Origin of the sequence: Cryobacterium sp. MLB-32 (genome assembly GCF_000738085.1) — a bacterium.
Classification (GTDB): Bacteria; Actinomycetota; Actinomycetes; order Actinomycetales; family Microbacteriaceae; genus Cryobacterium.
Map to the genome: position 1 here is coordinate 12,613 of NZ_JPRS01000019.1, position 17,325 is coordinate 29,937.

The 17,325-nt window shown below is 66.5% G+C and carries 12 protein-coding genes, 1 tRNA gene and 1 pseudogene; 8 read left to right on the top strand and 6 right to left on the bottom strand.

All coding sequences use genetic code 11. The features are described 5' to 3' along the window. Positions 1 to 116: 116 nt before the first annotated feature. From JF66_RS04025 to JF66_RS04055, 6 genes are all read left to right on the top strand, one after another. Positions 117 to 2,576: a GMC oxidoreductase gene (locus tag JF66_RS04025; protein ID WP_035875543.1), complete on the top strand. Its 2,460-nt coding sequence runs from the start codon at positions 117 to 119 to the stop codon at positions 2,574 to 2,576. A gap of 1,869 nt (positions 2,577 to 4,445) precedes the next feature. Further along, the gene (locus tag JF66_RS04035) at positions 4,446 to 5,471 is read left to right on the top strand and encodes an alpha/beta fold hydrolase (protein WP_035875512.1); all 1,026 of its coding nucleotides are present in this window, start codon (positions 4,446 to 4,448) and stop codon (positions 5,469 to 5,471) included. After that, positions 5,468 to 6,427, top strand: a complete 960-nt coding sequence (locus JF66_RS04040; protein WP_081882132.1) for an acetoacetate decarboxylase family protein — start codon at positions 5,468 to 5,470, stop codon at positions 6,425 to 6,427. The genes JF66_RS04035 and JF66_RS04040 overlap by 4 nt, the downstream gene beginning before the upstream one ends. Continuing rightward, positions 6,424 to 6,909, top strand: coding sequence for a hypothetical protein (locus JF66_RS04045; RefSeq protein WP_035875514.1), 486 nt, complete (start codon positions 6,424 to 6,426; stop codon positions 6,907 to 6,909). Before JF66_RS04040 ends, JF66_RS04045 begins: the two co-directional genes overlap by 4 nt. Further along, positions 6,906 to 7,376: a hypothetical protein gene (locus JF66_RS04050; protein WP_197059314.1), complete on the top strand. Its 471-nt coding sequence runs from the start codon at positions 6,906 to 6,908 to the stop codon at positions 7,374 to 7,376. The genes JF66_RS04045 and JF66_RS04050 overlap by 4 nt, the downstream gene beginning before the upstream one ends. Then, positions 7,373 to 8,704 (top strand): patatin-like phospholipase family protein, encoded by a 1,332-nt coding sequence (locus JF66_RS04055; protein WP_035875516.1) that lies wholly within the window; start codon positions 7,373 to 7,375, stop codon positions 8,702 to 8,704. Before JF66_RS04050 ends, JF66_RS04055 begins: the two co-directional genes overlap by 4 nt. Before the next feature lie 317 nt (positions 8,705 to 9,021). On the opposite strand, the gene JF66_RS04060 is transcribed toward JF66_RS04055, so the two are convergent. From JF66_RS04060 to JF66_RS04070, 3 genes and pseudogenes are all read right to left on the bottom strand, one after another. After that, positions 9,022 to 9,999, bottom strand: coding sequence for a ribose-phosphate diphosphokinase (locus tag JF66_RS04060; protein WP_035875518.1), 978 nt, complete (start codon positions 9,997 to 9,999; stop codon positions 9,022 to 9,024). After that, a pseudogene (gene glmU, locus JF66_RS04065) lies at positions 10,000 to 11,471 on the bottom strand (bifunctional UDP-N-acetylglucosamine diphosphorylase/glucosamine-1-phosphate N-acetyltransferase GlmU). It abuts the gene before it with no gap. A 6-nt stretch (positions 11,472 to 11,477) separates the two neighbouring features. Beyond that, a tRNA-Gln gene (locus JF66_RS04070) sits at positions 11,478 to 11,549 on the bottom strand. Positions 11,550 to 11,641: 92 nt separating this feature from the next. On the opposite strand from JF66_RS04070, the gene JF66_RS04075 reads away from it, so the two are divergent. Beyond that, positions 11,642 to 12,133 (top strand): MarR family winged helix-turn-helix transcriptional regulator, encoded by a 492-nt coding sequence (locus JF66_RS04075; protein WP_035875520.1) that lies wholly within the window; start codon positions 11,642 to 11,644, stop codon positions 12,131 to 12,133. Positions 12,134 to 12,545: 412 nt separating this feature from the next. Here JF66_RS04075 and JF66_RS04080 read toward each other — a convergent pair whose 3' ends face one another. Then, a complete protein-coding gene (locus JF66_RS04080; protein ID WP_035875522.1) occupies positions 12,546 to 13,736 on the bottom strand; it encodes an MFS transporter in 1,191 nt (396 codons plus the stop codon). A 313-nt stretch (positions 13,737 to 14,049) separates the two neighbouring features. On the opposite strand from JF66_RS04080, the gene JF66_RS22850 reads away from it, so the two are divergent. After that, a complete protein-coding gene (locus tag JF66_RS22850) occupies positions 14,050 to 15,486 on the top strand; it encodes an HNH endonuclease signature motif containing protein (RefSeq protein WP_197059315.1) in 1,437 nt (478 codons plus the stop codon). Between the two features lie 192 nt (positions 15,487 to 15,678). On the opposite strand, the gene JF66_RS04090 is transcribed toward JF66_RS22850, so the two are convergent. Together JF66_RS04090 and JF66_RS04095 are read right to left on the bottom strand one after the other, a co-directional pair. After that, positions 15,679 to 16,731 carry a zinc-binding dehydrogenase gene (locus JF66_RS04090; RefSeq protein WP_035875524.1) on the bottom strand — a complete coding sequence of 351 codons (1,053 nt, stop codon included), beginning with the start codon at positions 16,729 to 16,731 and terminating at the stop codon, positions 15,679 to 15,681. An 86-nt stretch (positions 16,732 to 16,817) separates the two neighbouring features. Beyond that, positions 16,818 to 17,261, bottom strand: coding sequence for a DUF4082 domain-containing protein (locus JF66_RS04095; protein WP_255351505.1), 444 nt, complete (start codon positions 17,259 to 17,261; stop codon positions 16,818 to 16,820). Between the last annotated feature and the right edge of the window lie 64 nt (positions 17,262 to 17,325).

Sequence of the window (17,325 nt, forward strand, 5' to 3'; positions counted from 1 at the left end):
GGCGCTGGACAAGGCCCCGCACCGGTGGCACAATACTGAGCAAAACGCGGGTCGTGCTGAACTGACCGCGACCCGCTGAGTTGTTGGTTGCCAGTGAAACCCCGAAGGGGGTGGCCGTGACGAGCAGTGCAGTCGGATCGGATTGGGTAGATGCCGTTGTCGTCGGCTCCGGCTTCGGCGCATCCGTCGCTGCCTTCAAACTTGCATCGGCCGGTGAATCCGTTGTCGTGCTCGAACGCGGCAAACGCTACGGACCGGGAGATTTTGCCCGTACGCCCGCGGAGATGGGGCGAAACTTCTGGGACCCGAGCGGGGGTCTGTACGGACTCTTCGACGCCTGGACATTCCGGGGCCTGGAGGGCATCGTCTCGAGCGGGCTCGGCGGCGGCTCACTCATCTACGCAAATGTGCTGCTGCGAAAAGACGAAAACTGGTTCGTGCGCGAGTCACCGTTGCCCGGTGGAGGGTACGAGCATTGGCCCTTCAGCCGCGCGGATCTCGACCCGCATTATGATAACGCCGAAGCGATGCTCGGCGCCGTGCGCTACCCCTACGCAGACACCCCCAAGACCCTGGCCATGGAACAGAGCGCTTCTGCCCTCGGCCTGAGCATCCAGCGGCCCCCCATCGCCGTGACCTTCTCCCCCACGCGCTACGCCACCGTCGCGCCCAACCTGCAGATTCCGGAACCTGCCTACGGCAATCTTCATCACAAGCGCCGCGTCACCTGCACGTTGTGCGGCGAATGCGACCTCGGCTGCAACACCGGGGCAAAGAACACTCTCGACCACAACTATCTCTCCGCAGCGAAGCACCACGGCGCGGACCTGCGCACGCTGCATGAGGTGCGCGGCTTCCGCCCCCTTGACGGCGGCGGTTACGAGGTGCGCTACGTCATCCATGATGCGGATGCCCCCGGCTCGCGGCCCACGGAGAGCCTGCCGGTGCACAGCATCCGGTGCCATCGCCTCATCCTGGGTGCCGGCACGTTCGGCTCGACGTTTCTGCTGCTGCGCAATCGCTCGTCGCTTCCCGGGATCAGTCCCTTGCTCGGTACCCGGTTCAGCGGCAACGGGGACCTGCTCACGCTGCTCCTGAACGCCACAACGGATTCCGGCGGCGTGCGGCGGCTCGCCGGCGACCGTGGTCCCGTGATCACGACCGCCATCCGAGTACCCGACGCGGTGGACGGCCACGGCGGCACCGGGCGTGGTTTCTACATCGAGGACGCCGGTTATCCGGGTTTCCTCAACTGGCTGCTCGAAACCGCGCAATTGCCGGAGGTCTTCTCTCGCACCGGTTCGGTGGCCTGGCAGCTGCTCATGAACCGCTTGTTCCATGGTCAGCGCTCCAGCATCTCGAAAGATCTCGCGGCCGCCCTCGGCGACGGGCACGTGTCGGCCAGTTCCCTGCCACTGCTCGGGATGGGCCGCGATGTTCCCGACGGGATCATGACGCTCAACGAGGGGCGGCTGGAGATCGATTGGACGCTCGCCACGTCGCGACGGTATTTCGACCGGATGCGCTCGACCATGGAGCAGATCGCCGGCACCCTGCATGCGCAGTTTCAAGACAACCCGCTGTGGTGGGCTAAACGCGTCATCACGGTGCATCCCCTCGGCGGCGCGCCGGCCGGCCCGCGGATCGAAGAGGGCGTGTCTGATCAGTACGGGGAGGTGTTCGGATACCCGGGGCTGTTCGTGCTCGATGGCGCCGCGATGCCCGGCCCCGTGGGCGCCAATCCCTCCCTGACCATCGCGGCCTTCGCCGACCGAGCCTGCGAACACATGCTCGAGGCGGGCTCAGCGGCATCCGTCACCCGCACCGGCGCGGCGACCGCCGCAGCCGACTCCCCCGGTCGCGAAAGCACGCCTGCTCCATCGCGAGCACCCACGTCCGAACCGCTGTCGGCCCCGCCCGACTCCAGGTCCGTGAGCTTCACGGAGCGGATGCGTGGCCCCGCCACGATCGGGGTGTCCGATCCGGCGCGAGGAGCGCTCACGGGCCGCACCCGCGGCCACTCGCTCATGTTCGAACTCACCATGACGGCGCCCGATATCGGCGCGTTTGTGCGTGACCCCGAGCACACCGGCACGGTAACCGGGTACGTGATGTGCGACGTTCTCGGCGGGCGGCTCGACGTGGAACGCGGCTGGTTCAACCTCTTCGTGCGCCCCGCCGGTTACGACGGACGACGGATGCTGTACCGCCTCTGGCTCCGCGATGCGGGCGGCTCGAAACTCACCTTCGTGGGATACAAAGACGTGACGAGCCGGGCCGGCTTCACGCCGTGGAAGGACACCACCACACTGTTCATTCATGTGCTCGACGGTCATGTTCCGCCGCCCGACCCGCTCACGGACCGCGAGAGTCAGGCTACCTTCACCGCTCCCGACAGCGGCATTCGTGCCGCTGGCATCCTGCGTATCTCGCCGCTCGCCCTGGCGCGCCAGCTGACGACGTTTCGGATGACCGGTGCGCGACCCGGCCCGGCGTTGCGTTCCTTCACCGGGCTCTTCATCGGCGAGGTCGCCCGGGTCTATCTGTCACCACGGAAGCCCCTGGACACCGACTGATGAAGCGCGCGCGGCTCGCCCGTCATGACGCGGAACTCGGGTTCGTGCCCCAGGACTGCGTTCGATGGCTCGCGCCGGGGCAACTCATTCGAACCGCCATCCGGGTGGTCCTCGCCGAGATCTTCGCGGACTACGGGGACAAGCGAGAACTGCAGGAGGTCTTCTCGGCGGAACCGCTGCGGCTCAAGGAGCAGCCGCACGGGGATTTATGGCTTGATTTCGTCGCCGACCTCGGCGACGGCTTCGACTCAACGGCGAGCATCGCCACGCTTCTCGCTGCGGACGAGGTGCACGTTCGGCACCCGGTCGAGCCTGGGCTGACCGCCGACCTGCCCCGCGGCCACCTCCTGGTCATGGGCGGCGACGAGGTTTATCCGACCGCTTCTGCGCGGGCCTACGAGGACCGCACCCTGGGTCCCTATGCCTCTGCTCTGCCGGCCGATGCCGAGCTTCCGCGGGGAAACCGGCGACCCAGCCTGCTCGCCCTGCCCGGCAACCACGACTGGTACGACGGGCTGTCCGCCTTCCTCCGCATCTTCACGAGGCCCCGCAAGATCGGGGCGTGGCACACCATTCAAGCCCGCAGCTACTTTGCCCTGCGCCTCGGCCACGGCTGGTGGCTCGTCGGGCTTGACAGCCAGCTCGGTGAGTACATCGACGAGCCCCAGCTGAACTACTTCACCGAACAGTTGACAAAGAAGCTCCGACCGGGCGATGCGATCATCCTCTGCAGCGCCTCACCCACGTGGGTGCACACCGAGACCAAGGACCCCGACGCCTTCAACCAGTTGCACTACTTCGAGAAGCATTTTCTGCGCAACCGCTTCGACGAGGACAACGAGTCACTCACCCCGACCGGCGCGCACGTTCGCCTCTGGCTGAGCGGTGATTCGCACCACTACACACGATACGAGCAGGTGACTGTCGACGACGACGGCCACGAAGCCTCCCTCGGCTCCGATCCGCGCTGCACCCAACTGATCACCTGCGGGCTCGGCGGCGCCTTTCTGGCCTCAACCCATCGCTTGCCCGCCCAGCTCACCCTCCCCCCTCCGGAATCCCGGATGAGCGGCAAAGATCGCACGGGCACCCACTTCCGTCAGGCCCCGACAACCTATCCGGACGCCGCCACATCCCTCGCCCAGAGCGCCCGCATCGCCAACCTGTTCAGCCGGTTCTGGCTCGGGTGGCGAAACCCATCTTTCCCCCCGTTCCTCGCCACCGCCCACCTGCTGCTCTTCCTGCCGCTGGTCTGGATTCTGGGACTCACCGCACAAACCGGTCTCGTCGACCTCACCCGCGAGGCACCGCGGTTCGAACTGCTCGCCGTCCTGGCCGGCGCGGCGTTGTTCATCCTGCTGTTCTCCCTCGTAGCGGCGGTATCGCCGTGGCGATGGCCGCCGCGATCGCCCGTCGTCGCCGCCGTCGGGTTCCAGATCACCGTGCTGCTCCTGGCCGTGCTCGTGACGTTTGCCATCCGCTGGCCGGCCGGGTGGCCGACGGCCGCGATCGTGGCCTGCGCGGCGGGTATCGCGTGGGTGGGGGCAGCGGTGCTCGGCACCGAGCTTTCGCCCTCTTCATCCTCACCCAGCATCGCGGCGCCATCTTTGACTGGCAGATGTCCAGCCAGGCCGTCGACGACCAGAAGGGATTTTTGCGCATGCACCTGCATCGGAACGGCGACCTTGAGGTCTTCCCGGTGGTGGTCGATCGGGTGTGCCGAGAGTGGACGCTCACCGGCGCACCCGGGCCGCACAAGCGCGCCGTGCCCACGGTTCCCTTGGAGCCGCGTCTACTGGAACCCCCCATCCGTATCTCCCGCGAAGGATTCGACCTGTGAGCACCGCCACCATCACCCGCTCAGACCATGTGACCGAGGTCATTTCCCTCACCGCACCCGACGGCGCCCCACTGTCGCTCGTGCACGTCAGCATCCGCTCGAAAAGCGGACGCCAACCCACGCGCGGGCCGGTCATGCTCGTGCATGGCGCCGGCGTGCGGGCCGAACTCTTCCGGCCCCCCTTACGGCGCACGCTCGTGGACGTGCTTCTCGACGACGGCTTTGACGTGTGGATGCTGAACTGGCGGGCATCGATCGACTTCGACCCGCTCCCCTGGACCCTCGACGAGGCCGCCGTGTACGACTACCCCACAGCCGTCGCCCACATCTTGGCCGCCACGGGGGCGCAGACGCTGAAGGCGGTTGTGCACTGCCAGGGTTCGACCTCCTTCACCATGGCCGCGGTCGCCGGCCTGCTCCCGGCGGTTGACACCGTCATCAGTAATTCCGTGTCGTTGCACCCCGTGGTGCCCGCGTTCTCCCGGTTCAAGATCACCCGGCTCGCCCCCGTCGTGGAGCACTTCAGTCCGGTGCTCAACACCGCCTGGGGCTACAAATCAAACGGATACTTCTCCCGCGTCGTACGCGGCATGGTGCGGGCCAGCCACCCCGAATGCGACAACACGGTGTGCCGCATGGTGAGCTTCACCTACGGCAGCGGCCACCCGGCGCTCTGGGCCCACCGCAACATCGACGCGGCCACTCACGACTGGATCACCGGCGAATTCGCGGAATCTCCGATGACCTTCTTCGAGCAGATGAAGGACTGCCTCGCCGCCGGCCACCTCGTGCACTCCGGCGTGCACCCCGAGCTGCCGCAGAATCTCGTGGCCGAGGCCCCGCAGACCGATGCCCGGTTCGTCTTCCTGACCGGGACCGATAACCGCTGTTTCCTGCCGATCAGCCAGCGTCGCAGCTACGAGTTCTTCAACCGGCATCGGCCCGGCAAAGATGCCTTCCATCTCATTCCCGGCTACGGGCACCTCGACGTGTTCTTCGGAGCCAACGCGTGGCGGGACACCTACCCGATCATCCAGAGGGAGCTCACACTATGAACGCCGTCACCGAGGTTCTCGGCCGTTTGCTGAACCGACTGCCATCCCCCGTTCCCCCACGCCAGAACGACCTCGCCGGGCAACACGCACTCGTGGACGGCATCCCGTACACGATGCCCGTCAACTCCGACGATTCCCCCGTGCTGATGGCGGCATTCCCGATCAGTCGGGCCGCCGCGGCGAAACTACTGCCCGGAAAGGAGCTGCACCCCGTGGGCATCGGCTGGGGCCGGGGCCTTCTCGTGGTCACCGTGGTCAACTACCTGAAGACCGATATCGGGAAGTACATCGAGTACTCGCTCGCGATCGCGGTGACCCACGGTCGACACCCGGCGCCCCCGATACTGCCGGGCCTGTTCATGAAGAACTACGGCACCGGCCAGTACGTCGTCGATCTGCCGGTGAGCAGCGAGGTCTCCGTGAAAGGCGGCAAGGGCATCTGGGGCATGCCTAAACATCAGGCCAATCTCGATTTCGTCGTCAGCGAGAAGAAGGTCTCCGCCATCTATGAGCAGAACGGGCAGCACGGCTGCACGATCGACATCAAACGCCCGCCGCACATGGCGCTGCCGCTGAAGCTCGCGGCGGTGAACTACTGCGCCTTCCGCGGCCAGCTGATGAAGTCGTCGATCTACTTCGAGGCGGAGGCGGATGTCGCCATCGGCCCCGCCGCGAAAGCGCGGCTCGTCTTCGGCGACGTGCCGGCCGTCGCACCGTTGAAGACCCTGCACGTGGGCCGTCGGCCGCTGTTCACCGCGTACATGCCGAAGGCGCACGGGGTCCTCGATGATCACTATGAGGGCTGGTTCCTCACGGCGGACACGAGCGAGCTCGCGGCATCCGAGCACCGTGGCGACGGACTGGGCAGCGTGGCGCACCTCACCAACAGCCAGGAGTGGCTGAAAGCCCCGCAGCGGGAGGCTCCGGGGGCGCGGGCCACGGAGGTGGAGATGTGACCGGCTGGCTGCTCCTGATCAACGTCCTGTACTTTCTGTTCGGTGCCACCCTGTACATGGGAACAATGTGGGTGCTCAGGTTCTTTTTCTACCCGACCTGGCGCGGGCTGACGCCCGAGACCGAGCCCGTGCACTTCGGCATACCAACCCTCGCGGCCACGAAGTTCTTCACCGTCGTCGTACCGCTCATGATGCTCTCCGGCGTGGTTCTCGTGGTGTCCGAGTGGGGCACTGACCTGGTGTGGTTCGCGTGGCTGTGCGTGGCCGGGATCATCTACCTGACGTACATCGGGCAGGGGCTCATCATCCCGATCAACAAGAAGATCCGCGCGGGCGACTACGCCGACGTTGAGGGACTGCGCGCCATGTTACGGCGCTGGATGTGGCTCAACGAGCTGCGATTCTACGGGTCCACGGTGCTGTGGCTTGTAGTGGTCTCCTACCTTGTCGTCAAGGGATCGCTCTGGGCGGCATTCTCATGAGGTCCCGGCGTGCGACGACCGTGGACTGGCTGCGGCAGCATCCGCTGCGGGCCGTTCTCGTGGCCATCGCCGCTATCACGGCTCTCACCGGCGTGGCAGAGATCCTCGCGCCCGCTGCGGTGCTCACCGTGCTCGGTGCTGTGCCGACCCCGCTCGCAACGCAGCTTTTCGCGACGGTCGGCCTGTTCATGGTTGTCGTCGGCGGGTTGCTCACCCAGTCGCTGCTGCGCCGGACCCCGCACCGCGACGTGGTCTTCTGGTCGGGGCTGCAGAAGGCCGCCGCCTCGGTGGCCGTGGGAGTGGGCGTCTTTACCGGCGTCTTCGACCGCATCGCCCTGCTCGTGTCCGCCTTCGACCTGGCGACAGCAGTGCTGCTCTACGTGTACTGGCAACGGTTGCGGCGCCGAGTCGTGTCCCACCGCCCGCCCGTGAGTGCCGACCCGCAACGAAATGACGACAGCTCATGAAGCGGTCCCTCGTGCTCGCCGGCGGCGGAATGCGCGTCGCCTGGCAGACCGGAGTCGTGAAGGCCCTCGCCGAAGAGGGGCTGACCTTCGACCACATCGACGGCACCAGTGGGGGAATCCTAACGACGGCCATGCTGTTGTCGGGGCACACCCCCGATGAGATGGTGCGGCGCTGGAGCGCCCTGAACGTCTCCGATTTCTCCTCGGGCCTGCCGCTGCTCGACTACCTGAAAGGACCGTGGGCGCTTCCGGCTCTCGGCGACGCGGACGGAATCCGCGACAAGGTTTTCCCCGCCCTCGGCATTGACGCCGACCGCATCCGCGCTTCCACAACCGCGGGCACCTTCAATGTGGCCGATTTCACCCACAAGGAGTCGATCGCCGTCGACGCTGGGGCAATCGATGTCGAGATGCTCGCCGCCGGCATGTCACTGCCGATCTTCATGACGCCGCTGCGCCGCGACGGCCTCGTCTATACCGATGCCGTGTGGATCCGGGACGCCAACGTCTCGGAGGCGCTTCGCCGCGGTGCCGAGGAGATTTGGCTCGTCTGGTGCATCGGCAACACCGACTATTGGGGCGACGGACCGCTCGAACAATACGTACACATGATCGAGATGAGCGCGAACGGCGCCCTGCTCGCTGATTTTCGCGAGGCTGAGGCCGCCGGGCGCCGCTTCGTGTTGCACGTGGTCGCGCCCGAGCATCCGCTGCCGCTCGACCCCGAGTATTTCGTCGGTCGCATCAGCACCGACTCGCTCGTGGCCATGGGCTACCGCGATGCCAGACGGTACCTCGCCGGCATGACGCCGAGTGGGGTGCCGGCGGATGCGGCCTGTACGGCGATGACGGAATCGGCGCCCGGCATCCGATACGTGGAAAAACTCGGAGCGAACGTGGCGGGTGCGGAGCTGACCGTCTCGCTCACGGTCGTGCTGCCCCTTCCAGGCGAAGGTGGTCAGCCCCAGCTGGCCGGCTTCATCGACTACGCGCCGTGGGGCCACCGTACGTTCCTCGCCGACGGACGAGTGGACATCGAGGGGCCGCAGGTGACCTATGCGGCCCGCGCGCTGCATGACGGGGTCTGGCTCGACCTGTGCGCGCGACGGAATCTCACGGATGACCCGGGCTGGGACGCGTTCGGTGACGCCAACACGGTGGCCCTGACGTTGCGAGGAGGCGAGGTGGACGTCTCAACGAACCTGCACCTCGGTATGGGCGGACTCGCCCGGCTCGTGGCCGGCGCAGAACCGGTCGGCACCCACGGACTGATCGCGCGAGCCGACGCCATCCGCCGAGTGCTCACCGAGGTGCTCGGCCGCGCCTGAGCCCGGGATCGAGCGCACTCCCGCACACCCGACCCGCCGGACCCGCCGGTCGAGGCACAAGACCGGCCGGTCGAGGCGCGAGGCACAAGACCCGCCGGTCGAGGCACAAGACCCGCCGGTCGAGGCGCGAGGCACGAGCGATCGAGACCAGGCGAGACATCGCTCAGAGGCGACCCGCTTGGCGGATCGGCTTGCGAGGTCTCGATCGCTCCTTCGTCGCGCCTCGACCGACGGAAGCGCATTCGTCGCGCCTCGACCGACGGAAGCGCATTCGTCGCGCCTCGACCGGCGGAAGGACCTTCGTCGCCCTCGACCAGCTAAGCGGCGCCGTCGAACATCGATGTGACGGATCCCTCGTCGAACACCTCGTGGATGGCGCGAGCCAACAGCGGGGCGATCGGCAGGATCGTCAGCGTCGGGAAGCGCTTCTCCTCGGGAATCGGCAGGGTGTCGGTGACGACGACGGCCGAGATCGCCGGGTTCTGCAGCATGTCGACGGCCGGGTCGCTGAATACGGCGTGGGTGGCGGCCACGACAACGCCGATGGCGCCGGCTTCACGCAGGGCTTCGGCGGCGAGGGCGATGGTGCGTCCGGTGTCGATCATGTCGTCAACGAGCAGGCACACGCGGCCTTCGACCTGGCCGACGATCTCGTGCACGGAAACGCGGTTCGGCACGAGCGGGTCGCGACGCTTGTGAATGATGGCGAGGGGTACACCGAGTCGGTCGCTCCAGATGTCGGCGACTCGCACGCGACCCATGTCGGGCGAGACAATCGTCAGGGTGGCGGGGTCGAGCTTCTCGCGGAAGTGCTCGAGCAGCACCGGCATCGCGAAGAGGTGGTCGACGGGGCCGTCGAAGAAGCCCTGAATTTGAGCGGCGTGCAGGTCGATGGACATGATGCGGTCGGCGCCGGCCACCTTGAACAGGTCGGCCACGAGGCGGGCGGAGATCGGTTCGCGCCCGCGGCCCTTCTTGTCCTGGCGGGCATACGGGTAGAACGGGGCGACAACGGTGATGCGCTTCGCGGAGGCACGCTTGAGGGCGTCCACCATGATGAGCTGTTCCATCAGCCACTCGTTGATGGGTGCCGTGTGCGATTGGATGACGAAGGCATCCGACCCACGCACGCTCTCATCGAAGCGGGCGTACAGCTCGCCGTTGGCGAAGGTGCGGGCATCGGTGTGCAGGAGTTCCGAACCAAGCTCCGTAGCGATGTCGATGGCAAGCTGTGGATGCGCGCGCCCCGAAACCAATACAAGTCGCTTATCGCCGCTGGTCTTGATTTCAGACACTTATTCTCCGCTCTCAGTGGTGCTCAGGCTCTGGGTCGCGGCCGTGTCAGCGGCCGTGCCGGGGCGGTTGGCGTGAACCCAGCCGTCCATATTGCGTTGCGGAGCCACATTGATGGCCAGCGCCCCCGCCGGAACGTTCTTTCGAACGACCGTGCCCGCTCCTGTGTATGCTCCGTCACCAATTGTAATCGGCGCGACGAACACGTTGTGCGACCCCGTGCGCACGTGCGAGCCGATGTTCGAGTGGTGCTTGGCGACGCCGTCATAATTGGCGAAGATGGTTCCGGCCCCGATGTTCGATCCCTCGCCCACGACGGCGTCGCCGACGTAGCTGAGATGCGGCACCTTGCTGCCGGCGCCGATCGTGGCGTTCTTCGTCTCCACGAACGCGCCGATCTTGCCGTCGGCACCGAGCAGGGTACCGGGACGCAGGTAGGAGAACGGGCCGACGGTGGCCCCGGCCGCGATCACCGCGAGCGTCGCGTCGGTGCGCTTCACGACGGCGTTGGCGCCCACCTCGCAGTCCTTCAGCGTGGTGTCCGGTCCGATGATGGCACCGGTCTCCACAACGGTGGCCCCCTGAATCTGGGTACCCGGCAGGATGGTCACGTCCGGTGCGAGAACGGCCTTGAGGTCGATCCACGTGGTGGCCGGGTCCTGGACGGTCACGCCGGCGAGCTGCCAGCCGCGAACGATGCGCTGGTTGAGGGTGAGGGCCGCCTCGCTGAGCTGGGCGCGGTCGTTGATGCCGGCGACGAGCCAGGCATCCGCTACCGGAACGGCACTGACCTCGGCACCGGCCCGACGCAGCAGGCCGATCACGTCAGTGAGGTACTTTTCACCCTGGACGTTATCGGTGGTGAGTTGGGCGAGCTGCTCGCGCAGGGCGGCAAGGCCGAACAGATATACACCGGCGTTGATCTCGTCGATCGCTCGCTCGACGTCGTCGGCGTCTTTCTGCTCCACGATGCGGTCGAAATCGCCGGCGGCTGACCGCACGATGCGTCCGTAGCCCGTGGAGTCGTCCGGATAGGCCGACAGAACCGTTCCGGCCGCCGCGCTGGCGCGGTGCGACTCGATGAAGGAGGCCAGCGTGCCGGCGTCGAGCAACGGCACGTCACCGTTGATCACGAGCACGTCGCCGTCGAAATCGGCGGGTAGGGCATCAATCGCCTGCTCCACAGCGCGACCGGTGCCGGGGATCTCTCTTGGTCGACGATTATGCTCTCGGGCAGGTCTTCGGCTACGAGCGCGGCGAGGCTGTCCCGTTCGTGGCGAACGACGGTAATCACGTGGGCCGCATCGAGCGCGCGCGCCGTGGCGAGCACGTGGCTCACGATCGGCTGTCCGGCAAGCGGATGCATCAGCTTGGGAAGGCTGGACTTCATGCGTGTGCCCTGGCCGGCGGCGAGCACGATAATGGCGAGGCGGGAGTCTGTCACGGGGTCCTCTTTACGTATTTGCGTACTCATTGAGTGCTCCGCCGCCAGGACTCGAACCTAGACCTAACAGCTCCAAAGGCTGTCGTGCTGCCATTACACCACGGCGGAATGCGTCGACCGAGAGCCGACGACACCCTCAAGTGTGCCAGATCGCGGCGCCTTGCACGCTCCCCTGTCGTTCCGCACGCAATAATGGACCAATGCCTGGCCATGATGAAGTCGACCGAATCGTAGATTCCTGGTTACGCGAACGTCCCGATCTGGACTTCGCGCCGCTGCAGGTGCTCTCACGCGTGGCCCGGCTGGCCAAGCATCTCGACCGGGCGCGGCGCACCGCATTCTCGCGCTCCGAGCTGCAGTCCTGGGAATTCGATGTCTTGTCCGCACTGCGCCGAGCCGGCTCTCCCTACGAGCTCAGCCCCAAGGCGCTGCTCCAGCAGACCCTCGTGTCCAGCGGCACGATGACCAACCGGATCAACGGGCTGGTGGAACGCGGATTGGTCACGCGACACACGGATCCGCACGATGGTCGCGGCATTCTGGTGGGCATGACCCCCGCCGGACTCACCCGAGTGGACGCCGCCATCACTCGCCTCGTGGACGCTGAAGCCGAACTGCTCGGCACGCTCACCACAAGCGAGCAGGACCGCCTGTCGAATCTGCTCCGCAAGCTCAGCCTCAACTTCGACTGACGCCGCTGCTGCTGCTGCTACTGCCCATGCCGGTCTGAGCAGCCAACTTGCGCCCCTTGACCGGCACGCATGGGGCACAAGTTGACGACTGACCAAAGCCATGGGGCACAAAGTGGCACCTCGGCTCCTGAGCCGCCAACATCCGCCCCCTGGAGCCGGGCCCCGCGCCCGACCGCGGCCACGAACGGTGAAGACAGGCGTCGGGATCTAGCTCGGGACTGTCACGAGCAGCTCACCGACCTCGCAGTGCAGGGTGGCGAGCGCAAGGGTTCTCGTGGTCAATTCACGCGATCGGCCGCACGCGACTCCGTCGGCATCAGAACTCCGTGGGTGCCAGCACCTGTTCGGCGGGCGTTTCCTGAATTCGCCACGGGGATCGGTGGCACGTGGCGGTCACGCCGTCCTCCCTGGGTCACTCTGTTCGTGGCCGAAGCAGGGGATGGGCCACGAGGGCGCAGACGAGGAACACGGCCCCGCTCGCCACGAACGGGGCGGACAACCCCCACGTCGTTGCGAGGAGGCCACCCGCGAGTGCACCGAACGTGAGGCCGACGAGGCCGAGCACCCTGCTCGAGGCGTTGACGCGCCCCCGCAGCGCGTCGGGTACGAGCCGTTGCCTCAGCGAACTCACGCAGATCCCCCACACGACGGCGTGCAGAATGTAGACCGCAAGCAGCGCCGCAGCAACCCACACCGACTCCGTAACGGCCAGGGCGAGCATCGAAACGGCCCCAAGCGCGAGGCTCCCCACAATCGCCCCTCCGTAGCCGAGGCGAGCACGCAGGGGTGTCGTGACGAACGAGCCGACGAGCCCGCCGAGCGCGGAGACCGCGAGCATGACGCCGTACCCTGCAGCGTCGAGGCCGAGCGTCTGGTGCGCATACAACACCAACACTGAGAACGGCATCATGTAGGCGACGCTCGCGAGCCCGCCCACCACAGCCAGCCCACCGAGCAGACGATGCCTCCGCAACCACACTGCGCCGTCCAACGCCTCTCGATAGGCCGAACGGCGCGGGAGTAGCGGCGTGCCGCCGCCGGACCGTCTCGGCAGGGCGAGAAAGAATATGCTCGCCGCGGCATAGAAGCCACCGGCCGCAAGCGCAGGCAGGGCAACAGCCACCGCGAAGAGCACTCCCCCGAGCGGTGGGCCGACGAATTCGTCGGCCACGAGCTGCGCGGCCGAAATCCGGCTGTTGGCTTGGTCGAGCCCTCTGGAGGGCACGACCGAGGGCAGGATGGAGAGGGCCGCGTTGTCCGCCGCCGTCTCAAGCGCACCCAGTGCCGCGAACACTATGTAGAGCAGCGGCAGCGAGCCGTGCCCGGTGGCAAACAGCGCGCCCATGCCCAGAAGCAACGCCGCCCGGGCCGCGTTCGTGATCCAGAGCATCGTTCGTCGATCCAGACGATCGACGAACACCCCGACCGGAACCACCACGAGCAGCCTGACGCCCGAGTACATGGCAGCCAGCCCCGCGATGAGAATGGCTTCGGTGGTCAGCGATGAGGCAAGCAGTGGAATCGCCACGAAGACGATGCCGTCACCGAGATTGCCGAAAGCGTTGCCCGCCCACAACCGTCTGAATCCCCGCCCGAGCCCCATCCCCACACCCTATGCGCGGAGCGGCCGCTCGCCGGTAATTCCAGAGACCGGTGGTCGTGCGGCGCCCCTGTGCAGTGACCGCCATGGACGGCTGCGCCTGCACGCCTGCCTCGTCTGGTCGCCTGCACGCCTGCCTCGGGATCGTCTAGCGGGCATCCGAACACGCTGTCCGGCCGTGAGGCGTTCGAGATCACCCTCGTCAGAGCTGACATCCTCCTCCACAGGGAAGAATCTTTGCGAGTTGTGCACAGAAATACCCGGTCAGGGCTATTTAGGTCGCTCCAGTGTCGGTGGTGGCGGGGAAAATTATGCCATGACCACTTCAACGGACCTCCTGATCGAGAGCACGGCGGCACTCGCCGAGACGTACTCTCGAGCCCTGGGTGGTGGGGTGTGTTCAGAGGGCGGGCCGAGTGCGGGGTTGGATCTGCAGCGGATGACCGATGCGGGTTTGTTGGCTGTGGCGGATGCCGTGTTTGCGAGTGGACGGCGGTTGGACGCGCTGAAGGCGCAGGTGGCCGGTCAGCTGCAGGACCGGTTCGAGCATGATTCGGGCCCGCACAGCATCTCGGCCCGAACCGGCAACAGGAACGCCGCCGCCGCACTGACTGACATCGGGCATATCTCCATGGCGGAAGCCGGGCGACTCTGCCGAGTCGGGGCGGTGACCAGACCACGGAGGAGCCTGATCGGTGAGGCGCTACCGCCGGAGTTCCCGGAGGTGGCCGAGGCCCTTGCTGCCGGGGTTCTGCCGGTGGATTCGGCGCTGTACATCACGGCGAACCTGGCGCAGGCGGCCCCGCGAGCGACCACCGACGACATGATCGCGGCGGAGAAGGAACTGGTGGAGTTCGCGGCGACCAACCCGGTGGACTCGGTGCGAAAACTCTCCGTTCGCTACCGCGACGCCCTCGACGTCGACGGCGTCGAACCGCGCGAGGAGGTGCTCGTCTCACGGCGGGCCCTGACCCGGCTGGTGCAGCCCAACGGCATGAAACGGTACATTCTCGACGCCGACCCGGTGTCGGCGGCGTTTCTGGACACCGCGATCGACGGAATGGTCAGTGCCGAACTGCGCAAGCCACGGTTTGAAGCGAAGGAAGACCCCGACGGGTGCGGTGACAACCACGAGATCATCGGCGACGGTCGAACGATGCCGCAGCTGAACTTCGATGCCTTCGTCGATATCGTGCGTCACGCCCTCTCCGGCACGGAGGGGCTCGGTGCTTTGGATCACACGACGATCATCGTGCGGATGTCCCTCGAATCCCTGCAGACCGGGCTCGGTGAGGCCCAGCTCGACGGGATCGAGCAGCCGATCTCGGCTTTCACGGCCAGGAAGATGGCCGCGGAAGCGTGCCTGATCCCGATGGTCCTCGGCGGCAAGAGCGAGGTACTCGATTTCGGGCTTGGGAAGCGGCTCTTCACCCGGGCGCAGAAGCTCGCGGCGATCGAACGAGACGGCGGCTGTGCGACGGCGGGGTGCAATCGGCCGCCGAGCTACGCCGAAGGCCACCACATTGTCTGGTACAAATCGCAGGACGGACCGACGAACCAATCGAACATTTTGATGCTGTGCAGTGCTTGCCATCACAGGATTCATCGCGAAGGCTGGGAGATCATCGTCACAGACAATGTGGTGTACTTCACCCCGCCCGCCACCGTCGACCCGAAGAGAACTCCCCGACGAGGCGGACGACCCCCTGTACCGACACCGAAAGGCCACGACGGCCCGCACTATAAGAGTTAGACACCGCGTGCGCGTGTCGGCATATGCGGTCTCGATCTCGACAGGCTCGATCCAAGCGATCGTTCCTCGCACCTTGACCAGCGAGTTTACCTCGCGGCCCGATCAGCGGGTTTGCCTCGCGACGCGACCAGCGAGCTTATCTCGCAGCCCGGCTGGCATGTGCTCAGATCGCTCTCGTGCCCTGATCCCCGTTCAGTCCGGCAGGAGCACGATCTTTCCGATGTGGCGGCGAGCGACGAACTCCTCCTGGGCGGCCGCGATGTCGGTGAGGGCATAGGTGCTGCTGATGTGCGGTCGCAGGCTTCCACTGCGGGCCAGGTCGACCAGACGACGAAAGTGCACACGGGTGTGCATGGATGAACCGATCAGGTGCACGTTGTGCAGGTACAGGCGACGCAAATCGAATTCGATCACCGGCCCCGCCACGGCACCGGCGATCACCCATCGACCTCCGGTGCGCAGGAGGGGCATCAGGGTCGCTACTCCGTCTCCGCCCGCGATGTCCGCCACCATGTGCAGCCCGTCCGGAACGGCGGCGGCGACCTGCCCGGCGACATCGTTCGAATCGCCGTTGACCACAGCGGATGCCCCGGCGTCCATTACCGCGTCGCCCTTCGACCCGCTCGTAATCGCCACGACGTACGCTCCGAGGGCGGAGGCGAGCTGCACAAGGGCGAGCCCCACACCGCCCGACGCCCCCGTGACCAACACCGTCTCCCCGGCACGGAGATTCGCACGATCAAGCATGGCCATGGCCGTCCCGAACGCCACCGGCAGACAGGCCAGCTGCGTGTCCGACAGCGGCGAGACGTCGACGTCGTGGGCGTGGCTCGCGTCGACCGCCACATACTGCGCGAATCCGCCGTCGGCCTCGCTGCCGAGGTAGCCCACCGGGGCAGCATCATCCTCGTCGGAACCGTAAATGGCCGGATCCACGAGAACCCGGCGACCGAGCATCTCCTCGGACACATCGGCACCGACCTCCACGACCACCCCCGCGATGTCCCCGCCCTGGATGCGCGGAAACGCGAAGTCCCCGAGCCACCCGGCGAGCGCATCGGGGTCTTCGGGCCGCCCGTAAGCACCCTCTCTGGTCCAGATGTCGGTGTTGTTGACCGCGGCGGCGGTCACCCGCACGAGCACCTGATCACACTCCGGCCGGGGCCGGGGCCAGTCCAGGCGCACCTCAAGCGCGGATGGTGCTCCGAACTGCATCAATACTGCCGCCGTCATCGTGTCGTTCATCCGTCAAGTCTGAACGCAGACGGCCGGAAACAGAAAACGGTATCCGCGGTGAGCCCTCTGCCAGCGGTCCGGCATGCGTCGCGACCCTATGCAAGCGGGACGAAGGCAATGTCGACGAAGTAGTTCGTGGACTTGAACGACGACGTCGGAAAACCGCCTCCGGCTCCATACAGGTACCGACCGTTCACCGTCGCGGCCGCAGTGAGTCCTCCGCTCGTCTTCGCCGTGTCAAAATATCCGGCCGTATACGAATATCCACCCTGCGGCGCCAGATACGACACGGTGTAGATCTCACCGGCCGTCAGCGCCACCGGGGTCGCCAGATCAGCGGTCTGCCAGCCCGAGCCCGTTTCCCCCGAGAACGTCACCGACGCCAACTTCACGCCCGATGACGACCACAGATTCCCCACATGCGTACCCGTGTTGCTCGGCCCCTTGTAGAAACGAATACCGGTCACGGACCCGGCCGACGATGAGGTGAAAGACATGCCCAACTCCACCGGAGAAGACTCACCAGCGGCCACAGCCACCGCCGGGACCTCTTCCCCAAGCAGCGACCCACCCGCCCCCGGTGTCGGTGTGGGCGTCGGGGTG

Excerpts from the sequence above, each read along its gene's own strand:
- JF66_RS04040 (WP_081882132.1), top strand. The coding sequence starts at position 5,468 with ATGAACGCCGTCACCGAGGTTCTCGGCCGTTTGCTGAACCGACTGCCA.
- JF66_RS04050 (WP_197059314.1), top strand. The coding sequence starts at position 6,906 with ATGAGGTCCCGGCGTGCGACGACCGTGGACTGGCTGCGGCAGCATCCG.
- JF66_RS04055 (WP_035875516.1), top strand. The coding sequence starts at position 7,373 with ATGAAGCGGTCCCTCGTGCTCGCCGGCGGCGGAATGCGCGTCGCCTGG.
- JF66_RS04075 (WP_035875520.1), top strand. The coding sequence starts at position 11,642 with ATGCCTGGCCATGATGAAGTCGACCGAATCGTAGATTCCTGGTTACGC.
- JF66_RS04080 (WP_035875522.1), bottom strand. The coding sequence starts at position 13,736 with ATGGGGCTCGGGCGGGGATTCAGACGGTTGTGGGCGGGCAACGCTTTC.
- JF66_RS22850 (WP_197059315.1), top strand. The coding sequence starts at position 14,050 with ATGACCACTTCAACGGACCTCCTGATCGAGAGCACGGCGGCACTCGCC.
- JF66_RS04090 (WP_035875524.1), bottom strand. The coding sequence starts at position 16,731 with ATGAACGACACGATGACGGCGGCAGTATTGATGCAGTTCGGAGCACCA.